The sequence below is a fragment of the Capnocytophaga sp. HP1101 genome (assembly GCF_054772415.1).
In genome coordinates, this window is sequence record NZ_BPUU01000003.1 from 436,246 (window position 1) to 456,321 (window position 20,076).

Here is a 20,076-nt window from a genome sequence, read left to right on the forward strand (position 1 = left end):
AATGAAACAAACTATTCTTTATGTGTGTCTATTAGCTTCTACTGTGGTCTCTGCTCAGTATAAAATTACCAAAGTAAGAGATGAAGCCCTCAATGCACAAGAAAAACGGCAGGTATTTCAGCAGTGGGGAGATTTTAAGCCCGAAGCACAGTACAAAAAAATATTCGGGATAAAGGTAGGCCCTCAATTGAGCAAGAACCATTCAATGGTATGGGGATGGCTTTCTTACAACGGGCGCAAGTATAACCACCGTTATATGGACGGTGAGGATATCCGTCCGCTCAGTGCTACAGGCTTAGAGACACAACGGCAGCTCAAAGCTATGGTAATGCAAAGAGAAGCTGAAACCATCAAAAAACACGTAGATAGTATTTATAAACGCAGTCTCAGTGATATGGCACATTGGACATCCTTAACCGTCAAAGCCGACCCATTATTCTTGTTGTACTATAAAAGAATGCTCACCCCTCTTAAAAATTTTCCTGACAGACCTGAGACTTATTCACAATGGGGTTTTAAAGATGAAAAAGCGTTTGAGAATGCTAAACGCACAGGACAATTACAGCCTTTGCAAGAGAAGTTAGACATCATCAAAGGAATTTACGAAAAGGCAACTACATTGGATATGCCACGAGGCAAGCGATTTTTAATGTATCACAAAGCACTGATAGGCTGGCGAGAATTTAAACGTATGCTACAGAACACGGGGAACATCAATCAGTGGTTTTTAGAAACGGAACGACTCCTCAATGATTCTTATAAAGCTACCGATGAAATAACTCCTTATGTTGAAGATGTACAAATAATGGAAAGTATAATGCGACAATACAAACATAAATTCTAAGTATATGAACTTAAAGAAAATTACAATCATTATAGCAAGTTTGCTCTTTATATTGGCAACTCCTGCTTCTTTAGCACAACCCAGACCTCCTTATTCAGGGGCGGGCTCATCTATAATAGGCCCGCCACCACCTAGTATGGAGCAAGGAGATAAAACCGTAAAGTTTATGAAAGGTAGTGGCGACTTTGAAGAGTGGTTTATGGAAGCTTTTACGCACTTGGATACTTTTATAGAAAGTTACGCCTACCAAGCCTCTATACTGGGAAAAGCTATTGGAGCACTCGGAATGCTTATTTACTTTTCAATCATAGGTTTTAGAATGCAAAGCGGAAGTGCCGAATGGGACGTAGAGCCAATGATTAAACCCGTTATCATAGGACTTATACTCATCTACTGGGTACCTTTCACCCAAATGGTACAATATCCTTTTCTAAAACTTGCTGAAATGCCCAAGGGAGTTTTCCAAGAGATAGAGAAGACAACTAATAATCTTCGGACAACTCGCTATACCAAACAAATGCAAGTATTAGATGCTACTATCAAAGAAAGAGCAGCTCTTATGGCTAAAAGACAGGACTTTTGGACAAAAGTAGGTAATGGTGATGTAGGAGAAGCTTTTGGCGACCAATGGGATAAACTTACAGCTCCTATTGAAGATGGATTGGAAAGACTCAATTACAAAATGCAAAAAATCATAGGAGAAGCTATTGAGTTAGTATGTTTAATGATTTTAAGGGTGGGGGTCTATCTCATCTTCTTTATACAAAAGGTATGGTCGTATATACTGATAGTTTTAGGGCCTATAGCCGTTGGGATGTCGCTCATACCAGGTTTTGAAAGTTCGCTTACGAACTGGATTTCTAAGTTTATCAATATCAATCTATACACTTTTATAGCCTATACGATTATCAATATAGGGCAACAGATTATAATGGCAGGCTACACTATGGATATTACACGTCTTTCAACGATAGTTGATGCTAATGGCAATGTAATCAATCAAGGACTTCTAATGGCATATACCACCTATAGTGGAATGATGAACTCTGTGATTTTCCCTTGCGTAGGCTATGTAATAACTGGATTAGCCGTACTAATGACACCTACTATTGCCGACTCAGTGGTTTCAGCTGGAGGAGCTAGCATAATGACCAAAGCCAAAGGAGCTGCGAGCAAAGCAACTAGTGCAGTTTCAGCAGGTGGTAAGGCTGTAGGAGGTACTGTAAACGCAGGACGTTCTCTAGCAAATAGCGTGAAAAACTCAGTGGCAAATAGTACTTTTGATGTTGTTAGTAAGAATATCAACAGAATGCCTGACGTACCTAAATCTAGATAACAAATTCAATTCACAATGATAGTAAAAAACATAGAAAAACGTATCAAAATCAATAAAACAATGGCTATAGCTACCGTGATATTTGCTATTGTTATCGTGATTGTAGGGTTTAGCTATTCCTACAAAATTGTACAGGACTCTCGAAAATCTATCTATATCTTAGACAACGGAGTACCTGTGCTGGTCAAACAAACTGATGAACTCCTAAATCGCCCCGTAGAGTACAAGGCACAAGTGGAACTTTTTCACCGCTTATTTTTCACCTTAGCTCCTGATGATGAGTATATCAATAAGAATATTGATAAAGCACTCTACCTTATGGATGATTCAGCAAAGAAAGAGCGAAGTAACTTAACCGAAAAAGGTTGGTATAACCAAATCATCTCCTCTAATGCAACCGTGTCCATACAAACAGACTCTATCAATATTGATTTGAACAGCAAAAGGTTTATGTACTATGGTACACAGATGATTAATAGAAAGACAAGCCTTATCATACGAAAGCTCATTACACAAGGTACTTTTAGGGATATACCGAGAACGCCTAACAATGCACACGGAGTGCTGTTAGAAAACTGGAATATCTTAGATAATACAGAACTATCTGTCAAACAAAAATACAGCTATTAGAATGGAAAAAGAAGTAGAACAAAACACCTCAATAGAGCCTCAAACAGAGGAACAAGAACAGCAACCTAATAAAAAGCTCAAAGAAAGACTCAAAGAGAGATTTAAAGAAACCTCAGTAGGTAAATGGTTGTATGCCAATCCTAAAAAGTTTTATTTCTATGCGATGACTTTCTTAGTGCTGTCGTTTATAGGAAGTACTATTTGGGATATACGTTTGTCTCAGCAAGCTAAAAATGGTATGATACCAATGCTTTATGAGCAAAGTAGCAAAATTATCAGGCAAAACGAGAACAGACAAGAGCAAATGCAAAACATTACTGAGGAACTAAAGGGATATAAAGCCAAACGCGAATTAGGAGAGCTCACCCCTTCTGATAGCCTTAGAATTGAGTTTTTATATCAGCAGTATCAAACCCTACAAAACCAAAGTCAGCAATGAAAAAAATCAACTTCAAGCAACCCAAGTATATCTTTCCTCTCATTGCTTTGCCTTTTGTGTGTTTCATAGGCTATCAAGTAATAGACCTATTTGGCAAAGACGATAAAAAGGAACAAGCTCAGAAAGACCTGAGTACCTCTTTAGGAAAGGTGGAAACGCCCATAATGAACAAAAACGATGCGTACGACAAGATGTTTGAGAATACGAACGACAGCCGCTCTATGATTCAAGACTTTGAGAAGGAAAGTGATAGTCTTTACAATTATTCCGACAATCTAAATGACGCGCAAAAACGTTACTTAGACTCCTTGGAGTACGAACGCAAGCGCAACGCTAATAGCAAAGTAACCAAAATAGGTGATAACACCTATTACCACCCTAACAATAGTGGTTTTTCTCAGTCTTCATCGCAATCACAACAATCGCAAGACGATAAAGATTACGAGCGTTCCAAGGAAATGATACGTATGCTTAACGAGTCGCAACAGCCTACAGCAACTGCAAAACAAGAAAAAGAGGAGAAAGAGTACGACCCAGTAAAAGGCTTGCGCGAACAAATGTTGTTCTTAGATTCATTGGAAAAATCCAAAGACCCCGAAGCAGTGCGACAAAGAGCAGCATCAGAGCGTTTGAAAGCTAATAAAGAGAAACGCGATGCCTTTCTCAATCGTACATTAGAGGTAACCAAAGCAAATAACTTGGGTAATTTCAATCACATCTCTAAAGAGAAAGAGGGTAACAACATCAAAGCAGTAATTGATGAGAATATCAAAGGCTATTTAGGTAGTCGTATTCGCATACGCCTATTGGAGGATATTTTCATCGGTAAAAAGCAGAAGAGGTTAGTGAGAAAAGGCAGTTTTCTATACGCTGAGATTGCAGGGTTTTCTCAACAGCGCGTTTACCTGAGTATCGTATCAGTAATGACCAACAATGAGATTTACCCTATCAATCTTTCCATTTACGATATGGACGGACTCAAGGGGCTATACGTGCCTGCGAGTGCCTTTAGAGAAATGATTCGAGAGTTAGGAGCGAACTCCGTACAAGGGGTAAATGTAGAAACAGGCCAAGGATTCTTTACTAGCCTTGCCTCCAATCTATTCCGCTCTACCTCCGAAGCTGTAGCTGCTATCATTCGCAAGAACAAAGTAAAACTCAAGTACAACTCTTACATCTATTTAATTAACGAACAAGATTTAAACAAAAATGAAGAATAACATCATTACAAAACTCTCTATAGCGTTATTTGCCATTGTTTGGGGAGGACAAGTACAAGCACAAACCCTTGTCAATCAAATCAACGTAGATGACCTCCCCATTATCTTTATGGGCAAAGAAGTGAATATCCACATCATCGCCCCCGAACCTATTCAGTTTGTAGACCTCTCTACAAATCTCCTTATAGGTGATTTACCTTCCGAGAATATCGCCCGTATCAAAGTAGAGCAGAACGGAGATGATTTAATGGAGAATGCAACTCAAAAAAAGCAACTCCGCTCAGGAACGGACATCGGTATTATCACCGTGGTAGGGCAGTCGTTTTTGGCGCAATACCGCGCTATCTACCAAGAGCAAGAACACAACTGGTTAGCTTCTAATATCCACATCAAAGCCGAAGATATGCAACCGTTGGAGTTTCCTAAGTTTAAGTACTCTAATTACGAGCTCAAACGCTTTGCGATGGATATCCAAGCAAAGAAAATCAAAAAGCCTATTCGCAAGAAAAAGAATCTAAAGCTCAGAATGCTACTGAATAACGTTTATGTATTAGATGATTACATCTTCTTAGACATCAGTATTGAGAACCTAACTAATTTACCTTGCAATATTGACACTATGAAATTCAGTATCGAGGACAAGAAAATTTACAAAGCCACCAATAACCAAAGTATCTTGCTAACGCCTTTGTATGCGCTAAATAATCAGACTAAAATACGCAAGAACTACCGCAATATTTTCGTGTTTGAGAAGTTTACCTTCCCCAATAGCAAAATACTAAAAATACGCCTTATCGAGGAGCAAATCTCAGGACGCGTGATTGATATGAAAGTCAATTACTCCGATGTACTCCAAGCTGATACATTCTAAAACCTAACCCCTAACACCTGAAACCTATGAGTATGCAAGAACAACAAAATCAAATTAAGATATACGACTTCTTCCAAAAAATGGTCTATGGAGTCGTTACCTTGGACTGTCTGATTCTTTTCTTTCAGAATGCAGAAATACCTGTGCTGTCCAATATCTTACAAAGCTTTGCTAAAATGGGAGTGTTCTTTCCTCCTATCAATGCCAAACTGAGCACCCTCGTGTTAATCGCCTTGGTCGCCATTGGTACACGTGCTAAAAAGAAACGCGACTTGGATGCAACCAAAGAAATCTTTTTGCCTATCTCTGTAGGGCTGATAATGATTATTGGATCATTAGCTCTTGTATGGGGCGCAGGTAATCCCAATTTGCCCTATATAGTGCCTTACCTTAATGGCTATCAATTAGGTTACCTCTTGCTCTCGTATGCAGGAGCGATGATCACCCAAAAGGGAGCTGATAGTATTTCTAAACTAATGCAAACAAAAATGGATAAAGACCGCTGGAATACTGAAGAGGAGAGTTTCGACCAAAATAGGGAACTTGTGGAAACTCCTACCTCAGTAAACATCCCTTACAAGTTCCGTTACAAAAAACAAACGCACCAAGGGTGGATAAATATAGATCCCTTTCGTGGTTCAATGGTAATAGGAGTCCCTGGCTCGGGTAAATCCTTTGGGGTGATTAACCCCGCTATTCGTCAGTTAGTGAGCAAAGGTTTTTGTCTCTGTATATATGACTTTAAATTTCCAAGCTTAGGTGAAATCGCCTATTACCACCACTTGCTAAAAAAGAAAACCGACCCTAACTACAAGCATCAATTTCACGTGGTGAACCTCGATGAGGTGGAGTACTCCCGAAGAGTCAATCCATTCAAAAAAGAGTACATCAACACCTTGGCACAAGCACAAGAAATGGCTGAATCTATGGTGAGTGCTTTGCAAAAAGGAGGAGGTTCAGGCGGAGGAGGCTCTGAACAGTTCTTTACTCAGTCAGCGGTGAACTTCCTCGCTTCTACTATCTATTACTTTGCTACTTATGAGAATGGTAAGTATTCCGACCTTCCTCATATACTCGCCTTTATGAATCGCAGTTACCAAGAAATATTCGACACTCTCTTTACCAATGAAGAGTTAGTATCGCTTATGTCGCCTTTCAAATCAGCTTATGAAAATAAAGCCTTCGACCAGCTCGAAGGACAGATAGGAACGATTAAGATTTTCTTATCGCGTTTGGCTACTAAAGAGAGTTTTTGGGTATTCAGTGGCGACGAAGTGCAACTTAAAATATCCGACCCTGAAAATCCCTCTATCCTCATTCTCGCCTCCAATCCGCGCACGCAGGATATTAACTCAGCCCTTTATTCAGCGGTACTCAATAGGGTAATAAGTCAGATAAACGACAAAGGCAATCTCTACAGCGGACTTATTGCCGATGAGTTTCCTACTATCTACATTCACAAGATAGACAACCTCGTAGCTACTGCACGTAGTAATCAAGTAGCGGTAATGCTCGGTTTGCAGGAACAACCGCAATTGCGCCAATTCTACAAAAAAGAAGTAGCCGAAACCATTTCAGCTATTATGGGGAATATCCTCTCAGGAGCCGTGCGAGACAAGGGTACCCTTGATTGGCTTGAAAAGCTCTTTGGTAAAATCAAACAAAAAAGCTACTCGGAATCTATCTCCAACCAAGGTACCAATATGACCATCAGCGAGAAGATGGATGTAATGATACCCGCGGGCAAGATTGCAGGACAACGCACAGGTGAAATGGTAGGTATGGTCGTACAAGGCGAGGACAACGCCACCGAAGAGTTTAAAACATCAGCTATTTCAGGTAAAATCAACCTTGATATGAAAGCTATCAAACACGAGGAAGCAAATTACGTGAAAATGCCTACCTACTATTCATTCAAAGACAGTGCAGGCAACGACCGCAAAAATGAAATCCTTATGACCAATTTCCGCCGTATCAACAAAGAAGTTGAAATGATGATTAGAGAAATAAAAGAAGCAGTAGCCTAACTGACACCTAAACCCTAAGACCTAACACCTGAAAAATGCAACCCAATAAAAAACATATCAAAACAATAGCCCTATACCTTTTCTTTTCTGCAATAGGTAGCACCTATGCACAATTCAATACACTCACCCCAAAAGTAGCTCCCGAAAAAGAGTACCAAAAATTTAGAGTAGTAGAGAATAATGAGCTAAGTAATAGCAATGTAAGTGCAGAAAAAAAAAGCAGTGGCGTGTGGAAGCGATTGTTTCGCAGTGAAAAGGCAGCCCTTCGCAAAGAGGTAGATTCGCTGAAGACACTTATCTGTCAATCACAACCTACCGCACCTAATATCCTCAAACAGGTGCAAGATTCTATCATCTTATCCCTTGCTAAAAAGGCAGTGACTGAAGCACATACCAAACAGCAGGACAATGAGCAACCTACTCCTACCAAAGAAGTCGTACGGCTCTCTCTGCCTCTGAAGGGAGAATTGCACGTTACCTCTCATTTTGGAGAGCGTTTCCACCCCATTCTAAAGCAAGAGCGTATGCACAACGGCATTGATTTACGGGCTAACTACCAACACATATACGCTGTTTTAGACGGGGTAATTAGCGCAGTAGGCTGGGATAGCAAAGGCGGAGGCGTATATATCAAAGTCAAACATCAGAATTTTGAAACAACCTACTGTCACCTCTCCGAAGTCTATTACCAGCAAGGGGAATCTGTAAAAGCGGGGTTTATTATTGGTAAAAGCGGTAATACTGGACTCTCAACAGCACCTCATTTGCACTTTTCTGTAAAGCAGAATAATGAATATATCAACCCTGTAACATTTCTTAACAATTTAATATCTCTAAAATAACAAAACTATGAACGAAGAACAAAAAGAATATTTAGACAATCTTAAGCAAGAGGCGTTAGATGCCGTAAAAAATCTATTGGGATATCTAAAATCAATGCGCCCTAATGGTTTTATCTCTACAGAAGGAGAAATAGACGCAAGAGATGTATATGTAGATATAATGTATCATTTACGTGATTTTATCTACAAAAGAAACTCTATAAAATAATTGATTATGCTTAAAACCCTAATCATAGCCGAAAAATCAACACAAATGCGTGAGTACGCCCGCGCATTAGGTTTTACCCTCAAAGGAGACCATTACGAGAAAGGCGATACTATCCTTTCTTGTGCAGCTGGACACTTGTTAGAACTTGCTGAAGATACCGCCTATCGAGGAGAAGGAAAATGGGATAAATCCTATTTGCCACTGCTTCTGCAGATAAAAGATTATAAGTACGAACCTAAGAAAGAGGAGAACCGACAAGCCCAACTCAATAAGTTAGGCAGCTTACTGAACAGTCCTGAAATCGGTAATATCATTGTTGCTACTGACTCCGACCGCGAGGGAGAGCTTATTTTTAGGTACATCTACAACTATTTTAAGTGCAAGAAACCCTTTATTCGTGTGTGGGTATCGGCATTAGTTGATGAAAATATTCGTGAAGCCTTTGCCCACCCTATCTACAAGCAGGGTGACCCATTTTTGGAAAACCTTTGTAAAAGTGGCTATGCTCGTGCTTTTACCGATTGGCTCATTGGCGTAAACGCCACCCAAGCAGCCACCCTACAATTAGGACAAGGGAAATTGCTATCGATAGGACGCGTACAGAGTACTATTTTAAAGATTATTTGCGATAGATACATCAAGAATAAGGGGCACGAAAAAACCTATACTTACAAGATTATCACCAATCATTCTTACAATGGTACTACCTATACGACCGAGAGCCCCATATATGAGAGCAAAGAACAAGCTCAAACCGTTTTTAACGGACTTTTGCCCGCTCATAGCTTTGTATCTCACGAGGTGAAAAAAGTGTCTAAAAACCCGCCTCTATTGCATACATTGGACAGTTTGACGATTGTAGCTAACAAACTCTATAAGTACACGCCCGACCAAGTGTTGGCGTCTGCTCAAAAGCTGTATGAAGGTAAATATTTGTCCTACCCGCGTACTGAAGACCCTTATATCACTGAAGAAGGGTATTACAACCTCCAAAAGTTCTTTGTCGGTTTGTGTAGAGATTTTTTAGGCGTTACTGACTTTGCTTTTATGAGCAAGCCAAAATCGGTAGATGATAGTAAAATAACAGGTTCACACGATGCTTTAATACCTACAGGTTACACCAATGGTTTAGAAAGTTTAGCCGAGCAGGAACACCGTGTATTTGAACTTATCCTATATCGCTGTTTAGAAAGCTTTTCCGAGAGCTCTCAATATGAAAAAGGCATATATCTTTTTGACAATCAAGGAACGCCTTTTAAAACCAATACTAACAAACTGTTATATGCAGGTTGGGAGCGTTACACGCCTAAAAATAAAACAGCAGCTACTGATGAAGAGAGTGAAGCAGACGATGAAAAAATTACTGTTTTGGATCTGCCTTACAGGCAGGGCGACGCGGTCGCTATCGAGGCGAAAAACGTTCGTGAAATTGAGAGCAGACCTCCCGCTATATACACACCTGCAACCCTTACCGATGATTTATGTAACTTGGACAAGTTCCTACAAGAACAATCGCCCGAAGTACACAAGGAGCTTTCAAGTCAGTTTGAGTTGAAAGGTCTGCAAATCGGTACCAAAGGTACTCGCCCTGGCATACTTGATACGCTTATTCAAAAAAGACAGTTTATCACCTTACAGAAGAACAAGTATTTGCCTACAGAGTTGGGACTACAGTTTTACAATGCTATCAAAGATTTAGAAGTGGTGAATGTAGCCCAAACCGCCCGCCTTGAGTATCAACTAAAGCAGATAACAGAAGGAAAGTTATTAGTAACACAGTATTACAATAACTTATTGCAATACGTGCAGAATATGGTATATAACATCTTTAGCATTGAGGCTACTGTTAAGGTGGAACGTCCAACCTTGGGAACTTGTCCCAAATGTAAACAAGGGCAAATCGTGGAGGGTAAAAAAGCCTTTGGCTGCACCAACTACAAAAACGGTTGCGACTTTACCATTTGGAAAGAGGTAGCCCATAAAACCATCACCGCAAAGCAAGTAGCCGACCTTGTTGCCAAAGGCAAAACAAGTCTGCTAAAAGGCTTTAAAAGCAAAGTGGGTAAAGACTTTGAAGCGTACTTAGTACTTAAAAATTATAAAGTAGATTTTGAATTTAAAAACAATAAGAAGAAATGACAAAACAACAGAAATTAGAAATTATTTGCAACGTTATACTACTATTGCTTTTTATAGGAATTGTTGTATCAGTAGTTGATTTTAATAGTTTGGTAATAGAAACTTTACAATCTATCGATGATTCGACTCTCATTACCTCTAAAGAAGCTCAAATGGCTAATGAGTTAGCTATTCTTATTAAAAAATGTATAGCTCCTGTTAATCTAATGTTGGGAGTATGTATAGGGCTATTAGCTCCTGAATTAATCAAAATGGTGAAACAGTTAAGCAAATTTAAAAACAAATAAATCAGTAACAATATGAACGAACAATTACCCACATCTGACCTTAAAGAGTATGGTATTATGAGTGAAGATAATACTTTCTCTAAGAAACTGTCCAACAAGGATATTGAAAACTTCCTTAAAGGACACGCAATGATTGCCGACAACGGCAAAGACCGTTTAATTTTCCTCCTAACGGATAACAACACCCGTTTAAATGTGAATATCTATCAGCGCGACAAAACCATTGACGAGATTGTAAAACAAAGCCAAAAGGAAATTGTCTATAGCCTGCTTAACGAACTCACCAATAGTAAGTCCATAGATATTGAGAAAAAAGCCTTTATCTACGACCAAAGAACGCAAGAAGTAACTGAGTATGACCTTCTCAAGGATACTGAGAAAATCGCACAAGTGGTTGCAGAAAAAAAAGATATCCAAGAAAGTAACCGTTTTAAAAATGAGCTTCTCAAACTCAAAGGTTATTTGCAGGATAAGATTGAGAAGTTCCCTGAGATTGGCAAAGAAATCACCAATAATCTAAACATTGTATCCAAGACCATCAGTACCATAGACGATACTACGCCTAATGAAAACCAATCACAAAAGCAACAGCAGTCTAAACTCCGTTTAGATGTCAATGACGATGACCTCTACCAAGATGCTAATCGTCACCGTGAAGAACAGCAAGAGCAAGAACAGCAACGCCATCGTGGCTTTAGAAGATAACATCAAAAATACAAAATTATGGCAGTTTATATAAAAGTAAGTAAAGACGATGTTACTTTAGAAGAAGTAAGACAAGTATTTGAAAACCCAACAAGCAAGTTTGACATTCATAACTTCGATGGAACTAAGGGAGATTATTACGAAATGGAAGTTAGAGGCTTTGAAGAGGGAGAAGAGAGAAAAGCTAAAAAAGAACTTCTCAAAATAGTTGATAACCTTAGAAAGCAAAACTTGCAGATTAACATCGGTCAGCAATTCTATTCTAAAGATTACGACGAAACTTTAGAAGTGTATAGCATTCGTCAGCAAACCGACCCTAAAATCTATCTGAGAGGTACTGATTCCGATAGAGAAGTTACCGTTTACAAGTCTGATATTGTGAGACTTCTCAATGAAGAGAGGTTGAAAGCTGTAGAAACAACTAAAAAGTCCTTAAACACCTCCTTACTTAATGACTTTATAGACGATTTAGCTTGGGGAAATGGTACTGAAACGGACAGACTTAAGCAAGTATACCTCTCATTTTCTCCTCAAGAGAGAGAATTTGTAGAAAAAAATGCTGTGAGAGAAGGGGCAAATTCTATTGAAGAAGTCTTTGAGAAACCATTATCAAAGGACGAAAAAGAGAATTTAGAAAACAAAATCAATAACTTTTTTAACACTGTAAAACAAATGGAAACAACAGAACAAAAAGAACTAAATCAACAACCTACAATTGATTTACAAGTAGGACAAAAACTCCATTACAAAGAGGATGTTTTTGAAGTAGCAAGATTTGCTAAAGACAAAAACGGCCAAGATATGGTCATTCTAAAAGACCCCTCCATTGGAATGGGAGTAGAAATCCCTTGGTATAGGTCAAAATTAGAGGAGGTCATAAGTAGCGGGCAGTACAAGTTTGCAAAACCTAACAACATTGAACAGCAACAAAATCAAAATGTTAATCAATCAACAGCTCAAACAAACGATGTAAGCATAGGTCAGAGATTTCAACTCAAAGAAAGTAATTCTGTTTTAGAAGTTGTTAAGATTGACAAAAATGCTCACCCTGATGGTAGTGATGAACTAACAATGAAACCCGTAGGTGTGTACGCAGGCAACCAAGAGTACCATTGGAGCAAGTTAGCTTTAGAAAGTGGTCTTAAAGAAGGAAGACTTGTAGAGGTTACTCAACAACAGCAACAAGCACAACCAAGTACTCAACTGTCAGAGCAACAATTTACTCAATTGAACTACCTTAAAAACCAAGTAAAATATCTTGGTTTAGGCGAAGATAGTAAACTACACAAGGACTTAGAAAACGCTATACTATCGCCCGAAGCTAAAATTACCGTTCGTGCCGAATACAATCACCCCGACCGCCTAATGAAAGGCAACACGGCTACCTTTGACTTAAACATCAATAAAACCGAGCAAGGGGGCGTGTTCCTAAATTCTTACCGTGCTAATCTCACTACCAAAAAAGGGGAGGAACGCTCTCAAACCTTTAAGGTGCAGAAAGAAAATAGTATTACCGCCAAAGAAGCGATTAACCTCCTTGAGGGGCGTTCTGTAAAAATGGAGCACGATGTAGTAGACAAGGAAACGGGAGAATTGTCACGCACCGAGAGCTTTATCAAACTCAATATGAAAGAGCCTAAGACTGACTATGGTAACTACAAGTACGAGTGGTATAATCAAAAAGCTTACGGTGTGGATGTAGACAGCATTATGCAAAAGTCTAACTTAACCTTTGCCAATGATACAGAGAGAGAACGCACTAAAAAACACTTGGAAAAAGGCAATATCACTCAGGTAAATTTTCAACACGAAAACAAACAAATACAAGGTTTTGCTGTGTTAAATCCTCAGTGGAAAATGCTCAATTTGTACGATAGTGCGATGAACAGGGTTACTACTCAAAACCAATTGGTAAAGCCCGAAGTTACCCAGTCTCAACAAAAGAACAACGTTCCTGAACACAGTATTTCACGATAAAACCTAACTTAACAATGAAAAAAACTCTCTTTTTATTTTCTGCATTATTGTGTTTTTCTTGTGGTAAAAAGGAGATAAAAGCTGAAAAAGGAGGTATTGATATAGTGTCCAACATCTATTTCAATGCCTCCAAAGGCTTAGAGGATATGAAAAGCGTAGTTGTGTCTAAACTCAATTACAAAGGCGATACTATTGTGGAGCTCGTTCCTTATGCTGATTATCCTGAAATCACTGAAAAAGTATTTATCATTACTGATACGCTTGCTTTTGATATTACCGAAAGAAATCCTCAACAGTTCATATTTTCCACGCTCTCTAAAACACCCTCTATTCCGAAATCTAAAAAAGAACAGGGGGCTGTGTTTAAATCAAAACACTTACTGAATTACGGTTACAGAAAAGACCTTAATGATACCATTCTTTTTAAAAAGCAATACAAACGCTTTAGGGTAATCACCCCTGAGAATTACACTACCTATTATGTTTATCAAACCGATACGATATTGCCTTATCAATTATATGAAAGGCAAGGCAAAGAGTACGGAGGTCGTATAGAACGCATAGACCTGTACAACAAGCAAAACGATGTGTTTATATCTCTGCAACTCCTTCCTCGCAAGGAATGGGATAGCGAAGCTAAAAACATCTTTGAATTTAACGATTTTATCAAAAAACGCAAATAGAAATACCTATATGGCTACATTATTACCACAAGATATTGAGAATATTGTCAATAATACTTCTGCAGTTGATTATTTTTTCTACCTTGAAAGATTAGGTAGAGTAAAATTCGATCGTCAGCGCGGACAAGATTACTATTTCCTTACGGATAGTGAAAAGTTTTCGGTAAACGAAAAAGGCTATTATGACTTTAAGGCAGGTAAAGGCGGACAAATCTTTAAAGCTGTAATGGAGCTTGAAAAGAAAACTTGGAAAGAAGCTGTCGAGTTCCTGAAAGATTTTTCTAATACTACCATTAGCCAAAGTGCCAAAAATAAAAATGCAGAAAATAAAATAGCTACTTCCACTCAGCATAACATTGAGAAAAGCTCCAGAACTACAATTACCCAATTAGCTATTCCTAACAATGATAAATTGTTAGAGTATTTTGCAGGGCGTGGTATCTCAAAAGAAATTTTACAGCAATACGCTCAACAAGTACATTACCGCAATAACGATGGTAAAAATTATTTTGGTATTGGTTTGCGCAATCAATCGGGAGGTTACGATGTACGTAATCCTTATATCAAAGCTAAAGTAGGAGCAAGTGATATAAGCATTATCTCTGGTACTCGTAACGAAACAGTCGTCTTTGAGGGAATGACCGATATGTTTTCTTATCTGCAAATGGCTAAAGATAACGGCAAACCTAATGACCGTACATTGGTAGTACTGAACTCCATTACCAATACGGGTACTTTTATTGAGCAATTTAAAAACTACACAGGCAAAATACATCTGTTTTTAGATGGGGACAAAGCAGGTAATGATGCTACACAAAACATACTTAACAGTTTGAAAAACAGTGTAGATGAAAGAGGTAGATATGGTATAGGTAAAGGTGAAATAAATGACTTAAATGATTTTCATTTAAAAGTCTTTAATTCCTTGCGTAATCCAAATAAAAGTCGTACATTTGCCAATGATAATAACATACAAATTCAGACACAAAATGGAAGCACTACAATTGAACCCAACAGAGTATCCTCACCTAAGCAGGTGGGAGAGCAACCACTTGAACCAAACCTTAGAGAACCTCTCTCGTCAAGCCAATCCCAGCAAGAAGGAACTCACCCAAGCCGACAAGCTGTGGGCAGCAACAATGCTGGAAATGGACTTGGCAGCTCAGAGCGGAGCGATTTGGGAGGACGAGCAGGAAGACCCGAAATGGGCAGCAACATTGGAGCACAACAAGAAATTCTACCTAATCAAAGACCTCTTTCAACAGAAGAACACCGAAGCACTGGAAGAGATATTCCAAACGGAGACCGACCTCGACCTCAAGGAGATGGCGAACAATTACCTAAAGACTCTGTACGACCTACCCTTTTAAACAAATCTAACAGCACGAAAGTCAGCAATGAGGAAATAACTACCTTAGTCAATTCGCTGACTTTCGTTGCTGATGATAATACTATTCAGCTCAAAGAGGGGGTACAAATCACTGACGAGATAAAAGACACCATTAGCCAATATAAAAGTGGTGGTATTACTAAAGACAATCGTGGTGTATTAGATGAATACTACACCGATGAAAAGTTAGTGAATGCCGTACGCAACCTCATCAAAAACAACTTCACAGGTAAACAGTCCATCAATGTATTAGAACCCAGTGTAGGCACGGGTAACTTCTTGCACGCTACTGATAATTTAGGACTAAAAACCAATATCACCGCCTTTGAAATCAATGAAACTACTGCCAAAATAGCAAAACTTCTGCACCCCCAAGCTACTATTAAGCTGCGTTCCTTTGAAACCGAATTTATTACCGACAATGGTACCAAAAAAGACTTTACCCCTCGGTACGATTTGGTTATTGGAAATCCTCCTTATGGTAGCCACAGAGGACTTTATTTAGGTTTAGGTGAAGAAACTAAACTCCCCCGCTACGAAGATTATTTTGTAAAACGTTCCCTCGATGTAATGAACGAAGGGGCTACCCTTGCAATGGTACTCCCTTCAGGTTGGCTCAATAGACAGGATAAACTCTCAGGTGCTGAACTCTATGAGGCGTATCGTCTGCCTAACGGAGCTTTCAAAGCTACCGATATAGGTACTGATATTGTAATTCTCAAAAAGAATAGTCAGGCGCAAACCCAAGATATCAGCAACTATTTTAAGGAACACCCTCAACAGATATTAGGCAATACTTTACAGCGCAAAAACCGCTTTGGTCGTGAGGAGGACTACGTGAAAGGCAACTTAGATGATGCCCTTACACGCCTACAAGAGTTTGCTACAAAAAAAGTCATACAACTTGAACAAACTCAAACAACACGAGAGGTACAACTTGATATGTTTTCAACTTTTGAGAGTGCTCCTGCCAAAGAACCTATTGCAGAAAAAGAAGAAGATGTTGTTGTGACTACTGTCCCTAATGAAGAGTATAACAATTTACTTGTTGAAGCTAAAGAAAAAGTAGGACAAGCAATTAATATCTTTAGGAATATCAAGTTTAAATCATTAGCAGTCATTACTGAATGGGATAATTATGCTGCCTTACTGAGAAAACTCGATAGAAAAAATACTAAATTTACCAAAGAAGAACTTTCGGATATTAGCAAGAAAGCGGATAGCATTATTCAAGAGCATACCCCGAAATTTAAAAAGGCACAAGAAGCAACGGATATTGAAGTTGTTGCTAAAAGCAAAAAACAAGCCATAGAAAATACTGGTGAGTACAAAGTACAATCCACTCCAGAGATTAGCAAAAAGACACTCAAATATCATTTTGTAAAAGATGATATCGTGGTAGATACAGCTTTACAGAATAGTCATAACATCACTCCTGAGCAAGTAAAAGCCTTTACTGATACCAATTACAATGGCGAAATAGCCAATCCTGAAATACACGCCCAGTATGCTAATTATTACAAGGGAAAGTACATTCACGATTTTTACTATGCCGAAGGAGATATTTACGAAAAATTAGAACGTCTAACGGTTGATTTTGCAGGTAGATTAGATGATGAAAAACTAAAAGCACAATATAACAAACAAAAATCTCTCTTACAAAGCGTTTTACCTCCTAAAAAACAGTTAGAAGATATTATCATTTCACCTAATCACGAGTTTGTACATAATTTTGACTTAGGAAAGGTGGAAAAAGAGGTCTATAACAGCTATATGAGGCGCTATGATATGGTCAAAGTAGATTATAATTTAGCGGATAAGTTCAAAGACTTTGTTTTAAAATTACCAAGCCAAGCCCTTGAGCCTTCTTCTTCTTGGGAGGTCATAGAATTTGTAGACAACCAGATGGTAACTGGTAATGATAAAGAGCGTAATGCATTGATACGAGAACGTCGTAAAGAAATAGCTAATAACCTCTTTCAAAAGTTCCTGCGTGAGGAACTTCCTAATGACCTTAAAGAGCGTTTTGTAAACGAGTTCAACCGCAAATACAATAACCTCCACATCCCTGACTATTCTCAGTTTCCATTGTTTTCTAAGATACATCAGAATTTCAAAGGCAAACCTTTAAAGCTGACAGAAGTGCAGAGGGCGGGTATCGGTCGCCTTACTACCAAAGGAGTAGGGCTACTTGCCCACGAAGTAGGTTTTGGTAAGACACTTTCAGGAGTGCTCTCTATGCACGAGGCTATGGAGCGAGGCAATGCCAAACGCCCTCTTATTGTCGTACCTAATGATAGTATCTTAAAACAGTGGGTAGAAACTATTTTTGAAGCTATTCCTAATGCCAAAGTGAATGTATTAGGCAACCTTGGTAAAGATTACGATTTGTCTCATTTTGACAATAAAGACAGTGAAATAACCTTAGTAACTTACGAGGGGTTTCAAAATATCGGCTTTAGTGATGAAATTACCCAACGATTGGCTGAAAAATTCTCGTATATCAATAAAAAAGATGTTGATAGCTTAGAAAATCCTATTACGGGAGGCGTTTCCGATGAAACAATGCGTGAAATAGAAATAGCTATTGCAAAAGAAAAGAAAATGCAGGGAATAATGAAACGAGGCAAGGTATACGACTGGGAAGATTTTGGTTTTGACCACCTTACTTTTGATGAAGTACACAACGCCAACCATATCATAGATAAGGTACGTATCGAGGACAAACGTTTTGCCTCCGATTTCCGCAGTCAGAACCAACGCCCCTCAAAATTGGGACTCAACACTTGGGTAGCTTCTCAGTATATACAAGAAAATTACGATGGGCGTAATGTTACTTTACTTTCTGCAACTCCTTTCACTAACAAGCCGTTAGAGTATTATTCTGTATTATCCCTTATTGCCAATCAGCGATTAGAAAAATCGGGCTATTTCAATGTAAATAACTTCTTTGAGACCTTTATGGAAGCCGACAACGATATGGAAATTGATGCCAAAGGTGATGTAAAGTTTAAAACTAATGTACGCAGGTTTAAGAACAACGCTCTATTTCAACAACTCTTATCCGAGTTTATTGATATTAAAGGCGAAGAGGACAACCCGCAATTGGTACGCCCTAACCGTATCAATAAGGAATACAAGATTGAACAAAATGAGTTTACAAAAAAAGAATACGACACCCTAAACCTCCTTTTTGACGAAAGTGAAGAAGGGGCTATTCTTTCTCATATACTCAATGCAAGACTCATCGCTTTTTCTCCTTACCTCTCTGAAAATTATGAAGGTGATGTAGACAAAGTAAGTACTAAAAATTTTATAGAGAACTCTCCAAAACTCAAAACCACAATGGACTTAATTCGTCAGAATAGAACCGACAAGCCCGAAGCGGGGCAAATCATCTATTCTGAGTTAGCTGTACAACAATTTCCTCGTCTCAAAGAGTATTTGGTAGACCAAGTAGGCTATAAATCCGATGAAGTAGGTATCATCACTGGGGCTACCAACAAAAACCAACGTTTGGATATTCAAGAAAAATTCAATGCGGGTAAGATAAAGATAGTTATTGGCTCAGAAGCTATCCAAGAGGGTATGAACTTGCAGGAAAACACTACCGATATGTACCTTTTAACGCTACCTTACAACTTTACCTCTTTACGACAAACAGAGGGACGAATGTGGCGACAAGGCAACAAATGGGAAAATGTACGTATGAACTATATGCTTACTAATGATAGTATTGATGTATTTATGTTACAAAAACTACAAGCCAAGCAATCTCGTTATATGGAGGCGATAAAAAAAGGGGCAAACATCATTGATGTGTCTGATGTAGATACACAAGAACTCAAAACCGCTATTATCACCAACCCCGAAACACGTGCTGAAATTGAAGTAGAGTTGATGAAAAAACGCTATGAGAATGAGAAAACCAAACACGCTGCTGATTTAGGTTTTATCTCTCGCAAATTCGAAGATTATACTAACGTATATGATGAATATTTAAAAGAGAAAAAAAGCTATGAAGATGTAAAGGAATGGGCTAAAACAGATGATTATTGGAAAGAGAAACTACCATATAGAGCTCTACAAGTAGAAAGAGCTAAAAAAGAAATCGAGCAAGTAATTGAAAAACTGGCGAAAAAGGGTGTCAATATAGCCGATTTTCAACATCAGCAAGAGATTGTAGAAAATAAAATAGCCTCTATAGACAAAGCAATCAATGAGGAATTACCCATTATCCGTGAAAGACTTATTACACAGTACAAACAAGAAAAGCAAGAGCGCCTCAACGCCCCACAAATAGACTTTGTGCAAGAACGGGCTGAAGAGAATAAAACATTCTTTAAACTTCGTCCAACTGCTGAAAAGTCTGAGAATAAGGTTGCAGAAAATAAAACATCTCAAGATGAGCAACAGCGCACTTACAAAGCTTTTAAACGATAATAAAATACCCCTGATAAACTGACTTACTTATCAGA

15 protein-coding genes are annotated in these 20,076 nt (G+C 38.6%); all 15 read left to right on the forward strand.

What is annotated here, in order from left to right:
- Position 1 precedes the first annotated feature (1 nt).
- Genes RCZ04_RS03160 through RCZ04_RS03230 form a run of 15 tightly spaced genes read left to right on the forward strand, consistent with a single transcriptional unit; the run spans position 2 to position 20,041 of the window.
- Positions 2-844: a hypothetical protein gene (locus RCZ04_RS03160; RefSeq protein WP_460484509.1), complete on the forward strand. Its 843-nt coding sequence runs from the start codon at positions 2-4 to the stop codon at positions 842-844.
- Positions 845-848: 4 nt separating this feature from the next.
- Positions 849-2,180 carry a hypothetical protein gene (locus tag RCZ04_RS03165; protein WP_460484510.1) on the forward strand — a complete coding sequence of 444 codons (1,332 nt, stop codon included), beginning with the start codon at positions 849-851 and terminating at the stop codon, positions 2,178-2,180.
- A 15-nt stretch (positions 2,181-2,195) separates the two neighbouring features.
- The gene (traK, locus tag RCZ04_RS03170; RefSeq protein ID WP_009419764.1) at positions 2,196-2,810 is read left to right on the forward strand and encodes a conjugative transposon protein TraK; all 615 of its coding nucleotides are present in this window, start codon (positions 2,196-2,198) and stop codon (positions 2,808-2,810) included.
- A 1-nt stretch (position 2,811) separates the two neighbouring features.
- Positions 2,812-3,249 carry a hypothetical protein gene (locus RCZ04_RS03175; RefSeq protein ID WP_311334405.1) on the forward strand — a complete coding sequence of 146 codons (438 nt, stop codon included), beginning with the start codon at positions 2,812-2,814 and terminating at the stop codon, positions 3,247-3,249.
- Positions 3,246-4,469, forward strand: a complete 1,224-nt coding sequence (gene traM / locus RCZ04_RS03180) for a conjugative transposon protein TraM (protein WP_460484511.1) — start codon at positions 3,246-3,248, stop codon at positions 4,467-4,469. The genes RCZ04_RS03175 and traM overlap by 4 nt, the downstream gene beginning before the upstream one ends.
- Positions 4,459-5,340 carry a conjugative transposon protein TraN gene (gene traN / locus RCZ04_RS03185; RefSeq protein ID WP_460484512.1) on the forward strand — a complete coding sequence of 294 codons (882 nt, stop codon included), beginning with the start codon at positions 4,459-4,461 and terminating at the stop codon, positions 5,338-5,340. Before traM ends, traN begins: the two co-directional genes overlap by 11 nt.
- Before the next feature lie 32 nt (positions 5,341-5,372).
- Positions 5,373-7,367, forward strand: coding sequence for a type IV secretion system DNA-binding domain-containing protein (locus RCZ04_RS03190; RefSeq protein ID WP_460484513.1), 1,995 nt, complete (start codon positions 5,373-5,375; stop codon positions 7,365-7,367).
- A 35-nt stretch (positions 7,368-7,402) separates the two neighbouring features.
- A complete protein-coding gene (locus RCZ04_RS03195; protein WP_460484514.1) occupies positions 7,403-8,209 on the forward strand; it encodes a M23 family metallopeptidase in 807 nt (268 codons plus the stop codon).
- Between the two features lie 7 nt (positions 8,210-8,216).
- Entirely contained in the window at positions 8,217-8,417 is a 201-nt protein-coding gene (locus RCZ04_RS03200) for a hypothetical protein (RefSeq protein ID WP_002678111.1), read from the forward strand.
- Between the two features lie 6 nt (positions 8,418-8,423).
- Positions 8,424-10,556, forward strand: coding sequence for a type IA DNA topoisomerase (locus RCZ04_RS03205; protein ID WP_460484515.1), 2,133 nt, complete (start codon positions 8,424-8,426; stop codon positions 10,554-10,556).
- Positions 10,553-10,843 carry a hypothetical protein gene (locus RCZ04_RS03210; protein WP_460484516.1) on the forward strand — a complete coding sequence of 97 codons (291 nt, stop codon included), beginning with the start codon at positions 10,553-10,555 and terminating at the stop codon, positions 10,841-10,843. The genes RCZ04_RS03205 and RCZ04_RS03210 overlap by 4 nt, the downstream gene beginning before the upstream one ends.
- A 12-nt stretch (positions 10,844-10,855) precedes the next feature.
- Positions 10,856-11,548 carry a hypothetical protein gene (locus RCZ04_RS03215; RefSeq protein ID WP_460484517.1) on the forward strand — a complete coding sequence of 231 codons (693 nt, stop codon included), beginning with the start codon at positions 10,856-10,858 and terminating at the stop codon, positions 11,546-11,548.
- A gap of 18 nt (positions 11,549-11,566) precedes the next feature.
- Positions 11,567-13,525 (forward strand): hypothetical protein, encoded by a 1,959-nt coding sequence (locus RCZ04_RS03220; RefSeq protein ID WP_460484518.1) that lies wholly within the window; start codon positions 11,567-11,569, stop codon positions 13,523-13,525.
- Between the two features lie 14 nt (positions 13,526-13,539).
- A complete protein-coding gene (locus RCZ04_RS03225) occupies positions 13,540-14,208 on the forward strand; it encodes a hypothetical protein (protein ID WP_460484519.1) in 669 nt (222 codons plus the stop codon).
- Between the two features lie 10 nt (positions 14,209-14,218).
- Entirely contained in the window at positions 14,219-20,041 is a 5,823-nt protein-coding gene (locus RCZ04_RS03230; protein ID WP_460484520.1) for a toprim domain-containing protein, read from the forward strand.
- Positions 20,042-20,076 lie beyond the last annotated feature (35 nt).